The sequence below is a fragment of the Enterovibrio norvegicus FF-33 genome (assembly GCF_000286835.2).
GTDB lineage: Bacteria > Pseudomonadota > Gammaproteobacteria > Enterobacterales > Vibrionaceae > Enterovibrio > Enterovibrio norvegicus_A.
The window spans coordinates 645,635-662,505 of sequence record NZ_AJYD02000013.1 but is presented as its reverse complement, the minus strand read 5'-3'; the positions used below and the strand labels follow the sequence as shown (position 1 = coordinate 662,505).

General features: G+C 46.7%; 14 protein-coding genes. 6 read left to right on the top strand and 8 right to left on the bottom strand.

The window, feature by feature from the left end:
* Positions 1-77 precede the first annotated feature (77 nt).
* The gene (gene potE, locus A1OO_RS05290; protein WP_016960529.1) at positions 78-1,397 is read left to right on the top strand and encodes a putrescine-ornithine antiporter; all 1,320 of its coding nucleotides are present in this window, start codon (positions 78-80) and stop codon (positions 1,395-1,397) included.
* A gap of 10 nt (positions 1,398-1,407) precedes the next feature.
* Complete coding sequence (locus tag A1OO_RS05285; RefSeq protein WP_016960530.1) at positions 1,408-1,809, top strand: hypothetical protein; 402 nt, start codon at positions 1,408-1,410, stop codon at positions 1,807-1,809.
* A gap of 153 nt (positions 1,810-1,962) precedes the next feature.
* On the opposite strand, the gene A1OO_RS05280 is transcribed toward A1OO_RS05285, so the two are convergent.
* The 3 genes from A1OO_RS05280 to A1OO_RS05270 all read right to left on the bottom strand — a co-directional run bounded on the left by A1OO_RS05280 (position 1,963) and on the right by A1OO_RS05270 (position 4,408).
* Positions 1,963-2,937 carry a LysR substrate-binding domain-containing protein gene (locus A1OO_RS05280; RefSeq protein WP_026024055.1) on the bottom strand — a complete coding sequence of 325 codons (975 nt, stop codon included), beginning with the start codon at positions 2,935-2,937 and terminating at the stop codon, positions 1,963-1,965.
* A 190-nt stretch (positions 2,938-3,127) separates the two neighbouring features.
* Positions 3,128-3,601: a low molecular weight protein-tyrosine-phosphatase gene (locus A1OO_RS05275; protein WP_017004831.1), complete on the bottom strand. Its 474-nt coding sequence runs from the start codon at positions 3,599-3,601 to the stop codon at positions 3,128-3,130.
* A gap of 78 nt (positions 3,602-3,679) precedes the next feature.
* Complete coding sequence (locus tag A1OO_RS05270) at positions 3,680-4,408, bottom strand: dienelactone hydrolase family protein (protein ID WP_017004830.1); 729 nt, start codon at positions 4,406-4,408, stop codon at positions 3,680-3,682.
* 220 nt (positions 4,409-4,628) lie between these two features.
* Between A1OO_RS05270 and cobO the strand changes: the two genes are divergently transcribed.
* Entirely contained in the window at positions 4,629-5,219 is a 591-nt protein-coding gene (gene cobO, locus A1OO_RS05265; protein ID WP_017004829.1) for a cob(I)yrinic acid a,c-diamide adenosyltransferase, read from the top strand.
* Positions 5,220-5,319: 100 nt separating this feature from the next.
* Here the strand turns inward: cobO and A1OO_RS05260 are convergent, their stop codons facing one another.
* Positions 5,320-6,369: a metal-dependent hydrolase gene (locus tag A1OO_RS05260; protein WP_017004828.1), complete on the bottom strand. Its 1,050-nt coding sequence runs from the start codon at positions 6,367-6,369 to the stop codon at positions 5,320-5,322.
* A gap of 212 nt (positions 6,370-6,581) precedes the next feature.
* Here A1OO_RS05260 and A1OO_RS05255 point away from each other — a divergent pair, with 212 nt between their 5' ends.
* A complete protein-coding gene (locus A1OO_RS05255; RefSeq protein ID WP_017004827.1) occupies positions 6,582-7,025 on the top strand; it encodes a CBS domain-containing protein in 444 nt (147 codons plus the stop codon).
* A gap of 117 nt (positions 7,026-7,142) precedes the next feature.
* On the opposite strand, the gene A1OO_RS05250 is transcribed toward A1OO_RS05255, so the two are convergent.
* From A1OO_RS05250 to apbC, 3 genes are all read right to left on the bottom strand, one after another.
* Positions 7,143-9,308, bottom strand: a complete 2,166-nt coding sequence (locus A1OO_RS05250) for an AsmA family protein (RefSeq protein ID WP_017004826.1) — start codon at positions 9,306-9,308, stop codon at positions 7,143-7,145.
* 361 nt (positions 9,309-9,669) lie between these two features.
* Complete coding sequence (udk, locus tag A1OO_RS05245) at positions 9,670-10,311, bottom strand: uridine kinase (RefSeq protein ID WP_017004824.1); 642 nt, start codon at positions 10,309-10,311, stop codon at positions 9,670-9,672.
* 167 nt (positions 10,312-10,478) lie between these two features.
* Complete coding sequence (apbC, locus tag A1OO_RS05240; RefSeq protein ID WP_017004823.1) at positions 10,479-11,537, bottom strand: iron-sulfur cluster carrier protein ApbC; 1,059 nt, start codon at positions 11,535-11,537, stop codon at positions 10,479-10,481.
* A 270-nt stretch (positions 11,538-11,807) separates the two neighbouring features.
* On the opposite strand from apbC, the gene metG reads away from it, so the two are divergent.
* Both metG and A1OO_RS05230 read left to right on the top strand, forming a co-directional pair.
* Positions 11,808-13,859, top strand: a complete 2,052-nt coding sequence (gene metG / locus A1OO_RS05235; RefSeq protein WP_016961531.1) for a methionine--tRNA ligase — start codon at positions 11,808-11,810, stop codon at positions 13,857-13,859.
* 462 nt (positions 13,860-14,321) lie between these two features.
* Positions 14,322-15,149, top strand: coding sequence for a hypothetical protein (locus A1OO_RS05230; protein WP_017004822.1), 828 nt, complete (start codon positions 14,322-14,324; stop codon positions 15,147-15,149).
* 91 nt (positions 15,150-15,240) lie between these two features.
* Here the strand turns inward: A1OO_RS05230 and A1OO_RS05225 are convergent, their stop codons facing one another.
* Complete coding sequence (locus tag A1OO_RS05225; RefSeq protein WP_017004821.1) at positions 15,241-16,803, bottom strand: methyl-accepting chemotaxis protein; 1,563 nt, start codon at positions 16,801-16,803, stop codon at positions 15,241-15,243.
* Positions 16,804-16,871: the final 68 nt, after the last annotated feature.

Genomic DNA, 16,871 nt, shown 5'->3' with positions numbered 1-16,871 from the left:
ATGACCGTCCGAAAAATGATTAGAAAATAGAGTGTTACCGTATTTCGCACCAAAAAATCACGAGGTGGAGAATTAGCATGGCATCTGAAAAAAATAAAATGGGATTGGTCGGTCTCACAACAATCGTGACCGTCAATATGATGGGGTCAGGCATCATCATGCTGCCTGCCAGTCTGGCCCAAACTGGGGCCATATCGCTGTTGTCGTGGATTGTGACTGCAATAGGCGCAATGTGTATTGCCTATGCTTTTGCTAAATGCGGCATGTACTGCAATAGAGATGGAGGGATGTCTGCATATGCTGATGAAGCACATGGAAAATCAGCATTCTTCATTGCGTCATACACTTACTACGTCTGTTTGGTTATCAGTGCAGTAGCAATTGCCGTGTCTGCGGCAGGTTATTTGGTGCCCTTCTTTCCTTGGATAAAAACAACCCCTTATCACACTTTTATTGCTGTCGTGGGCATCCTTGTTGTCACTATGGTTGCTAATTTTTGGGGTCCAAAGCTCACCGGTCAAATCTCAGCCGTAACGGTCTGGGGGATTATCATCCCAGTGGTAGGTCTATCTGTCGCAGGTTGGTTTTGGTTTGAGCCTAAGGTGTTTGCAGAAGCGTGGAACCCCCACCAAGATACGACGGTCACCGCGATATCTTCCGGTATAGCGTTAACCCTCTGGGCCTTTTTGGGCATTGAATCAGCAGGGGCAAACTCTGGGGCGGTAGAAAACCCCAAAAAGAATGTCCCCTTAGCCTGTATGCTCGCCACCAGCTTTACAGCCATCGTTTACATTGCATCAACGTCGGTTATTCAGGGCATTATTCCCAATGAAGAATTGGCAAAATCTGATGCCCCGTTTGGGCTTGTCTACACCTACATGTTTAATGAAACAGTTGGACAAGTTATTACTGCCCTTGCGGTGATCGCATGTATTGGTTCATTGCTTGGTTGGCAATTTACCAATGCCCAAGTGTCAAAGGCCGCAGCAGATATTCGTCTTTTCCCTAAAATCTTTGGTGAAGTAAGCAAATCAAATGCCCCTATCAAAGGCATGTTGATCATGTTGGGTTTAGAGCTCGTACTCGCCATCATGACGATTTCGCCAAACTTGGTCAGTCAATTCAATATCCTGCTAAATCTGGCCGTGTTTATTAATATGGTGCCTTACATCTTGTCGCTCACTGGGCTTGAAGTCATTCTGCGCAAGCAAAATTTAAGTGCTAAAGAATACAAAACTGGGGCTGCTATCGGGACTTTCGCTGTCATCTACAGCATCTACGGTGTGTATGCCTGTGGTCAATCTGCCGTATTCTATGGCGCAATATTGACGCTGATTGGTTACATTTTCTATGGCTTTATTGCTGCGCGCGACACCAAAGATGGTTCAGTCGCCTAGGAGGTGCATTATGAATGACATGGCAAACCTCACTAAAACCAGTACACGATTGGCATTATTGAGCCTGTCGTTATTTCTGATGAGTGGCGTTGTTTCTGCGTACGCAGCGGAAGAAGTGGATGTGAGCGAAGTGGTTGAAGTGGAATCCGGCCCAATGACGGCAATCGAAGTTATCATTGGAAAACGAATTCCTGATACCGTAATAGAAGGCGAGCGACCGCCGCATGTTTATCGGCCCCGCACCCCGATCTTTCATCACCATCATCCTGAAAATGAGCCGGTTCCACCTAAGATCACCAAGCATTTGCTTGTCGACCATCCGGAACTGAACAACAATCAGGGAAGGATCATCCGTACCCCGCCAGGCAGCGGTTCTACGGATTCAAACACAGGTGATAGCTCGAATAACTAACGTTTTACGCGCTATGGTCACTAGATGACTATCTAATAAAAAACGCCAGCGTCTAACCGCTGGCGTTTTGTTTCTTGAAATGGCTTTTCATTATCGATGTTTCTGCTCGCTAACAGTAACAACTCGCTAGCCTTTCGCGGCTAGGTTTCGTTATCAGTAAACGGGCAATTCAAGGCCTTCAAACAACTTATCGACCTTCTCGCTACTGTTTTGCATCAACACACTTTCCATCAATATCTTGGTTAAGTGCGGCGAGAACGACAACAAGAAATCATACATATAGTTTTGCAGCAAAATATCTTTAGAAAAGCAGATCCATGCGCTAGATGGCTCAAACAAATGATCAAGGTTGATGTATGTCAGCCCGGTATTTTCGATGTCTCGAGCCGCTAACGTAGAAACGATACCAATACCAAAACCGAGCTGGACATATCGTTTGATGACATCGGCATCCATCACCGTCATAAAGTAGTTCGGAGAAATACCAAGACGGCCAAAGGCTTCATCTTGCGTTCTGCGCCCTGTTGAGCCCGGTTCGTAACTCAAGATAGGATATTCCGCCAATTGCTTTAATGTTGGCTTGCGTACATGCGCAAGAGGGTGCTCATCCGGTACCACCAGCCCCAACGTCCAAAGGTACGCTGGCAACACAATCAAATCGTTATCCGCCCCCACATCGTGGGCAACAATTGAAAAGTCAGAATGCCCTTTACTGATAATCCCTTTGGTTTGCAAAGGCAGAGTCGGATGCAGATGGAAATTGATATTTGGGTACTTTTGCGTGAAGTAAGAAACACTGTTTGGCAGTAAATATCGAGCTATCGTGTGCGTGGTGTAAATATTCAGTGTGCCGACACTGGGATCAAGATGCTCATTCGCCAGCGCCTTTATTTTTTGCTCGAGTGCCAGCATACGCTCAACTTGCTCGAGAATTTGTTCACCAATAGGTGTCACACCACTTAAATTTTTACCACGTCGCTCAAAAATCCGAACACCCAATTCTTTTTCTAACAACCCGACTTGTTTACTCACACCCGGTTGCGTCGTGAACATCGACTGCGATGCAGCGGACACGTTTAAATTGTTGTCCTTTATCGCTTTTAGATATTTGAGCTGTTGAAGTTTCAATCCCTTACCTCACACAAAGACATTCGCTTTAGATCTTAAATTTATAAGAGCCGTCTATTTTAAACAAGCAGCATCCCCTAAAAATGATCTATTTATGGCAAATATTTCGCTTTTCTTGACTAGATCAGGCATAAAAAAGCCCGTATTTCACGGGCTTCAAATCTGTTAGTAGCAAAAAGTGTCGATGGTTTTATTCAAAGTTGTCGAGAATGCAGTCACTCGCTTGCTCAATTAAATCCAGCGCATGTTCAAAACCGCGCTTACCGCCAAAGTAAGGATCAGGAATTTCATTTAATTCGCACTCACCGTGACTGAGAAACAGAGATACTTTATAACGATACTCAGGCGGACAAATATCGATTAAATCAGCCAGATTCGCTTTATCGGCGGCAAGGATCAGATCAAAGCGTTCAAAATCTGCGACTTCAACCTGACGTGATGAAATACCCGAAAAGTCATATCCCCTCGCCTCCCCAGCTTCACGACTGCGAGGATCTGGCTTTGCGCCAGTGTGATATCCAATAGTCCCAGCCGAATCGACAATCACATTTAAACCCCGAGCCGTCGCTTTGGCCCTTAAAACTGCTTCTCCAGTAGGAGAGCGGCATATATTGCCCATACAAACGACAAGAATTTTCGGTTTATTATCATTGCTTACAGACATTGGCACTCCATTCCTTTATCACGTTGCGACACTCTAACGAATGCAGAAACAGAGCGCAAAATAGTACATCAACCGATGTTAAAAATTTTGACCCAAGAATGTGCCAAATGTTGCCCATGAGCGTGAGTCTGCTGCCTCACGATAACGCGGGGACTCAAACACGGTAAATGCATGAGGTGCACCAGAGTAAACTTCTATCAGGTAAGGCACTTTTGCTGTCTCCAGTTGCACAGAAAGATCGGCGACATCCGTCATCGGGATCCCTGTATCAGCTCCCCCATGCGCTATAAAAATCGGTGCCGTATTTTCAGGATAACTTTGCTGGGCTGGCGTTTTTAGCCCACCGTGAAATGTCGCATACCCATTAACGCCTGCAGCCTTGCCAGAACGTGCGAGTTCTAGTGTTGCGGCTCCGCCAAAGCAATAGCCCGCCACCACCACCTCTTCGACACCCATTTCACGCGCCTTGTCCAGGCCCGCTATAATGAGCGTGCGCATTTTTTCCCTATCTTTGTAGAGCTTTCCTGTTTCGGCTTTTTTCGCGTTAGTATCAACAGGGCGATTACCTTTGCCATAAAGATCAACCGCAAATGCGTTGTAGCCCATTTCGGACAGCATGTTTACGCGCTTTTGCTCGTATTCTGTCAAGCCATCCCAATCGTGAATAAGTATCACCGACCCTTTGGGTGTCCCCTGTGCTTGTGCGTAATAGCCTTCCAATTCCACGCCATCAGATTGATAATCAACACTCTGGCCCGCAAACGCATTAAACGATAATCCCAATATCACCAGTGCTAGTCGTTTCATCTCTCGATCCTCCGTGTGTGCCCACATTCAAGCTTAGTTGTTCAGTTTCCGTACGAAGCAGAGAAACAAAGCGTTCAGTTACATGAGACATCATTTACAACCGACAGCATTTCAACACTTCCAAATACGGTGAGGTTTGTTATGTTGTGATCCAAATTTCGAGGGTGCTCATACTGTTTGAGCCAAATGAAAAACCGACGATTTAAGAAAGGAATGCAGAATGAGCGACGAGCGCTATAAAGCCCGACAACAAAAAGTGAAAGAGAAAGTGGACGAGCGTGTTGCCGCTGCACAAATTGAAAAAGGCTTGTTCCTGGTTATTACAGGTAACGGCAAAGGCAAATCGACCTCAGGTTTTGGCATGATCACTCGCGCGACAGGCCATGGTCAAAAATGTGGCGTGGCACAATTTATCAAAGGCACATGGGAATGCGGCGAACGTAATCTGCTGCAAAAATGTGGCGTTGAGTTCCATGTGATGGCAACAGGATTTACCTGGGATACACAAGATAAAGAAAATGACACCCGCGTTGCTCAAGAAATTTGGGCTGAGTGCAAACGCATGCTGGCTGACCCAAGCTACGATGTGGTCTTGCTTGACGAAATGACTTACATGGTGACGTATGGCTATATCGACCTTGATGAGGTCGTGACGGCATTGGAAAACCGCCCAAGCGAGCAGTCTGTGGTTATCACAGGCAGAGCAGCACACCGAACGCTAACTGATATGGCAGATACCGTATCAGAAGTTCGAAACGTGAAACACGCTTTCGATTCAGGCGTTAAAGTGCGCAAAGGCATCGACTGGTAACACAAACAAATCACTAAAGAAAACGCCCCGCAAAATGCGGGGCGTTTTCATGTGAATCCAAACCTGTTTAGCGGGTTCGTTGACCACTAACTGTTGATCATTATTTCGTCATATCAACCAATTCATCACGATAGCAGTCGAATTCATTGCAAAGCAAAGCATCAATGCTCTGCTCGCCTAACAGTCGTATCCAAAGGGCAGGTATCTGTCTTGGTAGCAATGGGCCGGGATCTAATTGCTCCGGCTCAACTAACTGCCAAACCTGTTGATCACTCTTTTTCGCCATCACAAAACGGAAAGGATGATACATCGCCATGCCCAAACGAAGGTCGGTCACCGTCAGTTTATCCCCCTCTTGTTTGAACTGAACAAAACCACGACTAAAGGCATTGAATTGTGACAGCAGCTCGGGCTCACTCGGAAACGGCCATTCTCCTCGAACCATTGGCATCCAATCAATGGTTGGGTCTTCATCATGTAATGACGCTAACCCTTCCCAATATTTGTCATCATCAAGCACCACCACACGCCACAACACAGTATTGAATGGCGTTGGTGAAATAAACACAGGTTGACCTTCCAGATGCGTGCCCGCCACGTTCTCTTCGACGCGATCTTGGATTTGCCCAAGCGCAACTAACGACCACATCAAATAAAGGCTTGATAGCGCCAAACCTGCCCCACACAGCTTGGCTGCACGGCTTCGCCAGATAAACGCGGCCAACACCGGAACAAGCAGTGGCAAGGTATAAAGGGGATCGATGATGAATACGCTGGAAATCGCAACAGGTGCAACATCTAACGGCCAGAATAGTTGCGTACCGTAAGAGGTAAAAGAATCCAACAGAGGATGGGTAATCAACGCCGCTGAGATGAGTGTCAGCAATTGTACGAAAGGCCATGACGGGGCAAAAAATCGCTTCCAAACCAGAGTAAGCAACAGCGCAAATGGGAAAAGCACAAACAAAGAGTGGCTAAAGCCACGATGTTTGATCATATTGGAAACAGGATCACCATAGTCCAGCAGCACATCCAGATCAGGAAGTGTGCCCAGAGCTGCCCCTGCTATCAGTACTTTCGGTGTGCACCGCTTGCCTGCGACTAAGCCTGAAACTGCAGCGCCTAAAGCTGCTTGAGAGATTGAATCCATTGCCGCTGATATTCCTTGTTGTTTTGGTTTTCGGGAACAGAACCCACGATTCTAGCGATCCCTACCGATAGTGAAAGTCATTCCGTGCGATGAAACCGTTAATTATTGTGTCGCCTCAAAATTTCTGCGTTACGGCTCTCAACATCATCACCATACATTCTGTAGCTTTATATTGGTGTCACCTTAAATCACCCTATGGAGGATTCAATACGATGCCAGGAAAAGTTTCGGATTACATGACGCGAAAGCTGATCACCGTCAGCGCAGAGATGGGCGTGCGTGAAGCATACTTTCTTATGCGAGATAGCGAAATTCGCCATTTACCTGTCACCAAAGATAAACAACTGGTCGGTATTATCAGCGATAGACAGTTACGTCGTCCAAACTGGGCCGATGAGGCACCCGATATTGAACACCCCTACCTTCTGTCAGACGACCTGACCGTTGGTGATGTAATGATTAAAGATGTGATCACTTGCCGAACGTACGAAACGCTGTCGAAAGCCAATCAAGCATTGCTAGATCACAATGTTGGGGCGCTGCCCGTTTTGGATAAAACCGACGAGCTCGTGGGTATCCTTTCTGCTGTTGATTTACTGACAGCATTGCAAGATCTCTTAAAACGAGAAAAAAGCCTCAAGAAGAAGCATGCCTAAGTCACACCGCGCTTTGCGAAACAACAGTGATCAATATGAATCTAAAAAAGAAGCCGCATCATGCGGCTTCTTTTTTGATTAACTTAATAGATCAAACAGATAGATTGACAACAAGCATTAGTTAAACAGACCTTTTAACAGTTTGTCTGCCGCCTGCTTCACTTTGTCGTCTCCTGCTTTATCACCCAACAGTTTTTCCAAACCACGCTGAGCTTCTTTGCGCACTTTGTCTTCTAATACCTTGTTGTTGGTCAGCAATGCTTTAACGTCAAGGTTATAGCTAGGCGCTTGCCAAGTGCCACCAATTTCGACAGGTATGGTGACATCTTTTAGCTCATCGATATCTTTACCACCTTGTCCTTTGCTGGTACCGACAACAGAAACAAACACGTCAAAATCTAGATTTTCTTTGACCAAGTTTGTTTGACCTTCACTGCGGATACGCAATGCTGGTGCTTCCATCTTCATATTGCGGGTCGAAGCAATGCCTTTGCCGAGGTTGAACGTGGCGGTTAATCCGCTGAAATCTGTTTTACGAGTTTCTTCAACGTAGTCTGCACGTTTACCTTTTAATGCTGCTTTGGCTTCACGGATCATTTCTGGGATGTTGATGCCGTCAACTGAACCATCAGCAAAGTCGATAGCAACCGTACCGGCAATGCCCGTGCGAAGACGTTTGTCTGACAAGCCAACACCATTGACGTTAACATCAATACTGCCTCGACCAGATAACATGTCTTCATTGGCGGCATCCATCAGCAATGGTTGAACATTGATGTTCTTAATACCTTTCGTGACGTTATAACGCGCAGGTGACGCGGTTGCATCCAATGAACCCTGTGCCGCTATCGTGCCGCCATAAAGCTTGGCATCAAATTGACTCAGCGTCACTTTGCCGCGATTCACTGCAAACGTTGTGATCACATCGCTGACTTTGACGTTGTTTGCCACAAATTGGTCAATCGCAATTTTGCCTGCAACATCCAGCCCTTTCAGGGCTGACAAATCAGGCTCGACATCACTCAATGGGGCTTTCTGTCCGGTTGGAGCTTGCTCACCTGAACCAGATTCTGAAGGTTTGCTCGGTGTTGAATCTGTAGGTTTAGCTGCCGCTTGCTTGTTACCCAGAAATGCATCGACATTAATGATTGGACTATGCAGTTCAAAACGCACGGCAGGAATATCGGCCAAAGCAACCGACGCACTGCCATCGACCACCAGCTCATCAAGGTTGGCAACAAGCTGACTTAGCGTCAGTTTTTGTGCTTTGTTATCAAAGACTGCATCACCTTTTAGTCCGATTTTCATTTCTGGACGTGGCAGCGTTGAACCTGCCAGCGTCGTGGCAATATCAATACCAGAGGCACGGATAATTTCGATGGCTTTATCAACCGTCACAGTGACCTTGCCTGATGTATCAAACGCCAAGTCACTCGCCTGACCTTTAGCGGAGAACTCAATGGCAGCTGGCATCGCCAAAGCGACTTGATCCGCAGTAAGCGAAACGCTTTCCAGTTTCATGCTCGCATCATCTAACGTCGCCGAGAGCGAAAGCTTGCGAAGCTGAGAGTCCATCACCACTTTTTCCAACATGGCTTCGGTACTGCCCTTGGCCGTGAACGCCATCGCATTTTGCTTACCTTCAACATTAAACTCTACGGGTACCCAAAGACCCATTTCCAGCTTTCCAACATTCAGATTCAGCTTACTGATTTCACTCACAGCATGAGTTTGGTCATCGCGCACAATAGCGCTGGCATCGACCAAATCTACACCACCAATTGCGATCGTCCATGCGGTTGCTGTTCCCGTGTCTTTAGCGGGTTCCGAAGCAGGCGAAGATGCAGGCTCTTGAGCAGCCGTGTCCGTGTCTTTTTGCGCGGGTTGTGCTTCCCCCGTTAAACCGTCGAGGTTACTTTTCCCATTCGGCAGCGTTTGAATGAATACATGCGCGCCATACAGAGTGACCACACCAATATCGAGAGTGTCGGACATGAGTGGCATCACGGCGACTGACATCTCCGCGCGATCAAGTTTGAGCATATCTGGCTCGGCAAACCCTTGTGGGTTCTTAAAGGCTAACTTTTCGACCGATAAGCCTAGGCTTGGCCAAAAGCGCCAGCTCATGTCACCGTCGATCACCAGTTCGCGACCCGTTGCTTTTTTGACTTCATCAGCAATCAGCGGCTTAAAATCATTGGGGTTAATAACAGCAACAAGCACACCTATCGCTATTACTACCAACAGCACCAGTCCAAAAAGGATATAGAGTAGCTTTTTCATGATGACAATCAGTTCCTTGTGAGATGCATTTTAAATAACAGTAAAAGCCTAACGAATTATGAAGCAAAATGCTGCATCACATATTCTCGTTTCCGCTTTTTCGCATGATAAAACGCGTAAAATCAATCTTAGTGAAGCCATGAAGCCACAGAACCCAGCTGATCTTGGTGGTTCACGTTTGCCATTTACGATTGGAGGGGCACAGCGCGGTAGCAGGGTTTGAAAACTCGATGCATTCTGTCCGTTGAATACCCAAACGATTCGCTTAAAGTCACATTTTTCCGCGCATTGGCACAGAGTCTTGTCATTACGTTTATCTCAGTAACAGATAGCAAAAAGCCGGACTTCGCCGGCTTCTTGATTATGATTTTAGCAGTTTCGCAATGTGTGCTTTCAGCACATCAATAGCAATGCGGTTCTTGCCGCCGCGTGGGACAATAATGTCCGCATACTGTTTGGAGGGCTCAATGAACTGCATGAACATCGGACGCACTGTCTTCTGATACTGAGCCAGCACAGATTCCATGGTACGGCCTCTTTCTGCCACATCACGCTTAACGCGACGCAGCAAACAAATATCTAATGGGGTATCCATAAAGATGCTTGCATGCATCAACTCACGAAGACGAGGGTCTGTCAGCAACAAAATCCCTTCCAAAATGATCACCTTCTTTGGCGTCAACGTGGTGGTCTCATTCAGCCGAGTATGCTCACCATAACTATATTGTGGCACTTCTACCGCTTTACCTTCCATGAGGGTTTGAAGGTGTTTACAAAGTAGATCATGGTCAAGCGCTTGCGGATGGTCATAGTTTGTTTTAACACGATCTTCCATGCTTAGGTGGCTTTGATCGCGATAGTAGCGGTCTTCCGTGATAACACCGATCTGATGATCGCCGACTTTTTCCTTTAATTCCTGATAAATGGTGCTGGCGATCAGACTTTTACCGGATGCAGATGCGCCTGCAATACCGATAATGACACATTGGTTGTTGTCACTCATATATGAATACCCGGAAGTTTGGCGAGAAATAAACCGCCTGATTATAGGGAGTTGGATGCACGGACGCCATCTAAATATGTGATGAACATCTCAATTAAAAGTAATCCGCACAATGTTTCATCAACTCTCAAGTGATTTGCGCATCAATTCACTCTTTATTTACAGCCCTAATCCTTCAAGGTGGTAATCGAAATCTGCTCTGCGATGGGCTCACCGCTCCAGTAAAGATGGCACGCGATTCTTAGTGCAAGTTGACGATATACCGCTGCATGCTCACTTTCAGGCTTCGAAACGACAGTCGGACACCCGGCATCGATGTCTTCGCGAATACTCATGTGTAGTGGCACTTGTGCGAGTATCGACAAGTCGAGGTTCTTCGCCATCTTTTCAGCACCGCCCTGACCGAATATCGCTTCGTGATGCCCACATTGACTACAAATGTGATAACTCATGTTCTCGATAACACCGAGCACCGGCACGGCCACTTTATCAAACATGGTCACGCCTTTAATCGCATCCGCTAATGCCAGATCCTGAGGCGTTGTCACCACCACAGCCCCCGTGATAGGGAATTGCTGCGCCATACTTAGCGCAATATCGCCGGTACCCGGTGGCATATCCACCACCAGATAATCCAAATCAGGCCAACGCGTTTCATTCACCAACTGCGCAAACGCTTTAGATGCCATAGGGCCACGCCAGACCATGGCGTTTTCGTCGGGCACGAGATAGCCAATAGAATTGCTAAACAGACCATGCGCTTCAACGGGTTCCATATTCTTGCCATCCAGCGTGACGGGCTGCTTCCCCTTTGTACCTAGCATAATAGGTACAGATGGGCCGTAAATATCTGCGTCCAAGATGCCGACTTTCGCACCCTGTGCGCTCAGTGCCAATGCAAGGTTCACTGAAGTCGTCGATTTCCCCACCCCGCCTTTTGCAGAACTGACAACAATCACGTTCTTCACACCCTTTATCGGGGATTTATCACCGGCCTTCAGTGGAACAACGCGCTGTTGAATCGAGATAGGAGGAATCACATGCCCATTGGCTTTTTGCGCTTCTAACCAAGCGTTTAGTTCAGCAATCAGGTCTTTGGCAGCAAAGGGGAAAGTCAGCGTCACCTCTCCCTGTTTTGATTCGGTCACAATACCGGCGTGGCTAGCCCAGTCGGGGATCAAAGCGGGGTGTTGAAACTGGTTAAGCAAAGCAATGACGTCAGACATATCAATCCCTCTATAATATTGTTACGACCCCCACTCAAGGCAGTCGCGTTCTCCGTGTTCGAAGCGTAATTCATTCGTGTTCGTTGTTAGCCTAATGAAATTCAAACCAAATCGCACGGTTTTCGTCGCTTAAACCTACTGCCGTTCTGTCGCATTCAAACCGCCTCTTTAGAAGCGGCAAACTTAATGTGCGCTAGGCATTCCAACGTGTATCAGGTAATATTTGCGCCATTCTTTCGATTCATTTATCAAAAGCGAACTAACTAAATTATGGCTGCAAACCAACGTAAAATTCTGGTTACCTGTGCCCTGCCTTACGCGAATGGCTCTATCCATTTAGGTCATATGCTTGAGCATATTCAGGCAGACGTATGGGTGCGTTATCAGCGCCTACGTGGCAACATTGTCAACTTCATTTGTGCCGACGATGCACACGGTACTCCAATCATGCTGAAAGCACAGCAATTGGGTATTGAACCGGAAGCCATGATTGCGGCAATGCAGAAAGAGCATGAAACAGACTTCGCAGGCTTTGACATCAGTTTTGACAACTACCATAGCACTCACAGTGACGAAAACCGTGAGCTGGCTTCGTACATCTATACTGAGCTGAAAAACAAAGGTTTCATCAACAGTCGCACCATTTCGCAACTGTTCGATCCTGAAAAAGAAATGTTCCTGCCTGATCGTTTCGTTAAAGGCACCTGTCCGAAATGTGGCGCTGAAGATCAGTACGGTGACAACTGCGACAACTGCGGTGAAACCTACAGCCCAACCGATTTGATCAATCCAAAATCAGCGGTTAGCGGCGCAACCCCAGTCATGAAAGACTCGGTACATTTCTTCTTCGACTTGCCGCAATTCGCAGACATGTTGAAAGCATGGACCACTTCTGGTGCGCTACAAGACGAAACCGCCAACAAAATGGCTGAGTGGTTTGAAACGGGCTTACAACAGTGGGATATCTCACGCGATGCCCCTTACTTCGGTTTCGAAATCCCAGGTGAACCTGGTAAATATTTCTACGTTTGGCTAGACGCACCAATTGGTTACATGGGTTCGTTCAAGAACTACTGTGACAAAAATAGCAACGTGGACTTTGACGAATATTGGAAGAAAGACAGCACCACAGAGCTGTATCACTTCATCGGTAAAGACATTGTCTATTTCCACAGCCTTTTCTGGCCAGCGATGCTTGAAGGCTCAGGTTTCCGTAAACCAACCAATGTGTTCGTTCATGGTTACGTGACAGTGAATGGCGCCAAAATGTCTAAATCAAAAGGAACGTTCGTGAAAGCGAGCACCTATTTGAAGCATTTGGATCCAGAGTGTCTGCGCTACTACTACACAGCAAAACTCAATAACCGTATTGATGACCTAGATTTAAATCTGGACGATTTCGTTCAGCGCGTAAACTCAGACATCGTGAACAAAGTGGTTAACCTTGCTTCACGTAACGCGGGCTTCATTGCCAAACGTTTCGACGGTAAGTTATCAGCAGAATGCGCAGAGCCTGAGCTTTACGCTGAGTTTGCTGGTGCAGTAGAACGCATCGGTGACATGTACGAGAAACGTGAGTTTAGCCGTGCAGTCCGTGAAATCATGGCGCTGGCTGACAAAGCGAATCAGTACGTTGATGAAAAAGCGCCATGGGTTGTCGCGAAAGAAGAAGGCAAAGATGCCGAGCTTCAAGCGATATGCTCTATGGGCATTAACTTGTTCCGTGTGCTGATGGCATACCTGAAACCTGTCATGCCTGAGCTAGCGTTGCGTACTGAAGCATTCTTGAATGAAACACTGACATGGGAAGGCATCGCACAACCGCTGACTGACCATACCGTCAGCCCGTTCAAAGCGCTGTTCAGTCGTATCGATCCAAAGCATGTAGAAGCGATGGTAGAAACTTCAAAAGAAGATGCTGCAGCAGAGAAAGCGCTCGCGGAAAAAGCAGAGGCTGCAAAAGCAAAAAGCCCGCTAGCAGACGAGCCTATCGCAGCTGAAATCGAGTTTGATGACTTTGCCAAAGTAGACCTTCGTATCGCAAAAATCATCTCGTGTGAATCAGTGCCTAAAGCGGATAAATTGCTGAAATTCCAACTGGACCTTGGTGGAGAAACACGCCAAGTATTCTCTGGTATCAAATCTGCGTATAACCCTGAAGATTTGGTCGGTAAATACACCGTCGTTGTTGCTAATCTTAAACCACGCAAAATGAAGTTCGGTATGTCAGAAGGTATGATTTTGGCTGCTGGCCCTGGTGGTAAAGACTTGTGGCTCCTTGAACCACATGAAGGTGCACAAGCTGGTATGCGTGTGATGTAACCACACCGTCATTTGTCACGAATACAAAAGACAAAAGAAGAGGGAGCCAGTTTGGCTCCCTCTTCTTTATCTTTCATATCGCTTGATTAAGTAATAAGAACAAAGCGTTCTATATCCAAGTAATACCAATCGGAATAAGTAAACCGTCATAAATTTGCGCGGAAAAATCGTCAAGAGCAAGGAAGAGATTGCAGTAACTGGTTATTCTACTAATAAAATCTCTGACGCAACTATTGTCGATTTTAACCAGTAAGAATGACTGAATACTTATTTCGATTGGTACAACCTTACAAGTCGATTTGTCTATTTCTTCACACACTTATTGCACCGTATTGGTTCAAAGATGCATCAGCGATGTACAATAAACAGCCACACCGAGCCTAAGGTATTGTTTTTATTGATACAAACAATTGGCATATCCCCTGCAGTATCTGTACAGGCTCTCAATGTGAGGAAAAAGATATGTCACTACTACGCGCAATTACCCCAACTTGGTTAGTACAGCTAAGTAAAAGCGTCTCAAGTACCAAAGAGACCCGTCGAGAACATTACCGCTCACAGATCAACAGTCTTCGCTCTTTATTGTGGATGCTGCACGAACACAATACACGCTATGTTCGCTGCCCTCAGTCGCCACAAGCATCTAAAGCAAGAGATGAGATACGCGAGTTTTGTGAAGAGTTGCAAACGTCTTGCAACAATCCTCAGCGTCCTCTTTTTCGCGTTTTGAGTGCTAGGATGGAGCAGGCTCTTTCGTCACTGCCCAGCCAGTCAAAGGCAGGTTGGTATGCGATACATCACCGCACTTCTGACCACCTTATTTATATCATCGATGAAATTGCTCGTTCATACATTGCAGAGAGCAAACATGATGCAATGTATGAAGAGTATCAGGCATTTTGGCAAACATGGATTGATACCAAAGAGTCTCAGCTGCGCTTTGAGCAAGCCACGATGCGCTTGATCGAAGGTAAAACCGCGGCATGGCAATCTGTCAGCTTACAAAGTCGAATTCTGCAAAAGCGCCTGTATCAACTGTCGCTGATATCCAGCGCTGAAGCGTCGCTTGCTTTTGACCGTATCGACAGCCGTTTTGACTCGGTGATTGGTTCTGAAAATGGGGATATTCCAGCGTCTTCTTTGGTCAAAATCTCCCAGGATCTTAGTGTTGTATTGCTCCACCTTTTTGATCGTGAACTCACGATACGCACCGACGATGCCTTGGTAGAAAAGATGCACGAAGCGAAGAACACAATGCATACATTACCAAGCCCACGCCAAACTGCGTAATTCTCACTATCCTTTGGCGGCGACGACTGAATCAACAGAAACAAAAAAAGGCCAGCAATGCTGGCCTTTAAATTCTTTAACAAAAGTCCCGCTAAGATGTACGACGGAACTGCATCACTAATCGCTTCTGATCACCCAGCGCATCAAACAAATTTTGCGCTTCCACCACAGATTCTCGAGCAATATTAATGGTTTCCTGCGATAGCTCTGAGACCGACTGAATGTTACCATTCATTTCGTTAGACACAGCAGCCTGTTCTTGCACCGCTGTCGCGATTTGATGGTTTCGGTCGTTAATGTCTGTGACTAGCTCTTGTGAACGACGAAGTACATCCCCCGCTTGCTCTGCGCTAGCGACACAATCTTCTGACAAGGTTGTTCCTCGTTCCATCGCATCGACAGCCAGTTGCGTACCGTTTTGGATTTTCGAGATAACATCTTGGATCTCTGATGTCGATTCTTGCGTACGCTGAGCCAGTGCCCGCACTTCATCAGCAACCACCGCAAAGCCCCGACCTTGCTCACCGGCACGTGCCGCTTCGATCGCAGCGTTCAATGCCAACAAGTTGGTCTGTTCTGCAATTCCTTGAATCACGTCCGACACAGCACCAATTCGCTTGCCGTGCTCTTCAAGTTCAGAAATAACACTGGATGCAGAACTAAGCTGCTTCGCAAGATTCTGAATCGCGTCGACAGTTTTACCAACGGTTTCCATACCCGCTAACGTCGCATCTTGGGCTTCGGTCGCTGCATCAGAGGCACTTTGCGTGTTACCAGACATATCATTCGCAGTCGCTGACATTTCATTGATTGCCGCGGCTATCTGATCGGTCTCAGCATTTTGTCTATCAAGGTTATCCGCCGTCCTTTGACCATTGCCTTTCGCTGTATTCGCAGCATCAAGAACCTGATCACTACCGTCCATGATTCGACCGACCACAGCATTCAATTCAGCTGCACGCATTTTTAATGCGAGCTCTATTTCTGACACATCATCAATCGCCCCATTGTAGATATATTCCATCAATGGGTTGTCATAGGCTTCTCTCGCCAACTTGGTAACCCTTTCCAACCGACGAGTCAGCATGAAAATAGCCACCATCGAAAAGACCAATTGCACGGCAACTGACGCGGCGAAACCAGCAAAGAAACCCGCAGCCCCCGCTAAAATAGCCCCAGGAACAAACCACATGGCGGCTCGCTGCCAAAGGCGAGTACGTGGCATTTTCAATGCCGATGGTGTCTTACCGGCTAGGAGAAGTGGGTAAACTTTTTCTGCGCGATCAACAGCTATTCGATCAGGCACCATACGCACAGACTGGAATTCCACAATCTGGCCATTTTGTTTGATGGGGGAAGCAAACGCGTTGACCCAATAGTGATCACCATTTTGGGAACGGTTTTTCACCATGCCCATCCACGACTGACCATTTTTTATGAAGTCCCACATGTTCTGGAATGCTGCTGGGGGCATTGATGGATGGCGAACCATATTATGGGGTTGCCCAATCAACTCTTCTTGAGTATATCCAGCGACTTCGCAGAACTCTTTACTTACATATTTAATGATACCGCGCGTGTCGGTGGTAGAGAGCAGGTTGTAATCAGCAGGAAAGCGTATTTCCTTGTCTGTTACCGGATTGTTGACTCGCATACAACGCTACCTTTTTTGTGAGTGATACATATCTCTAATAAGTAATATTAGTCCAATAATTTGGAATG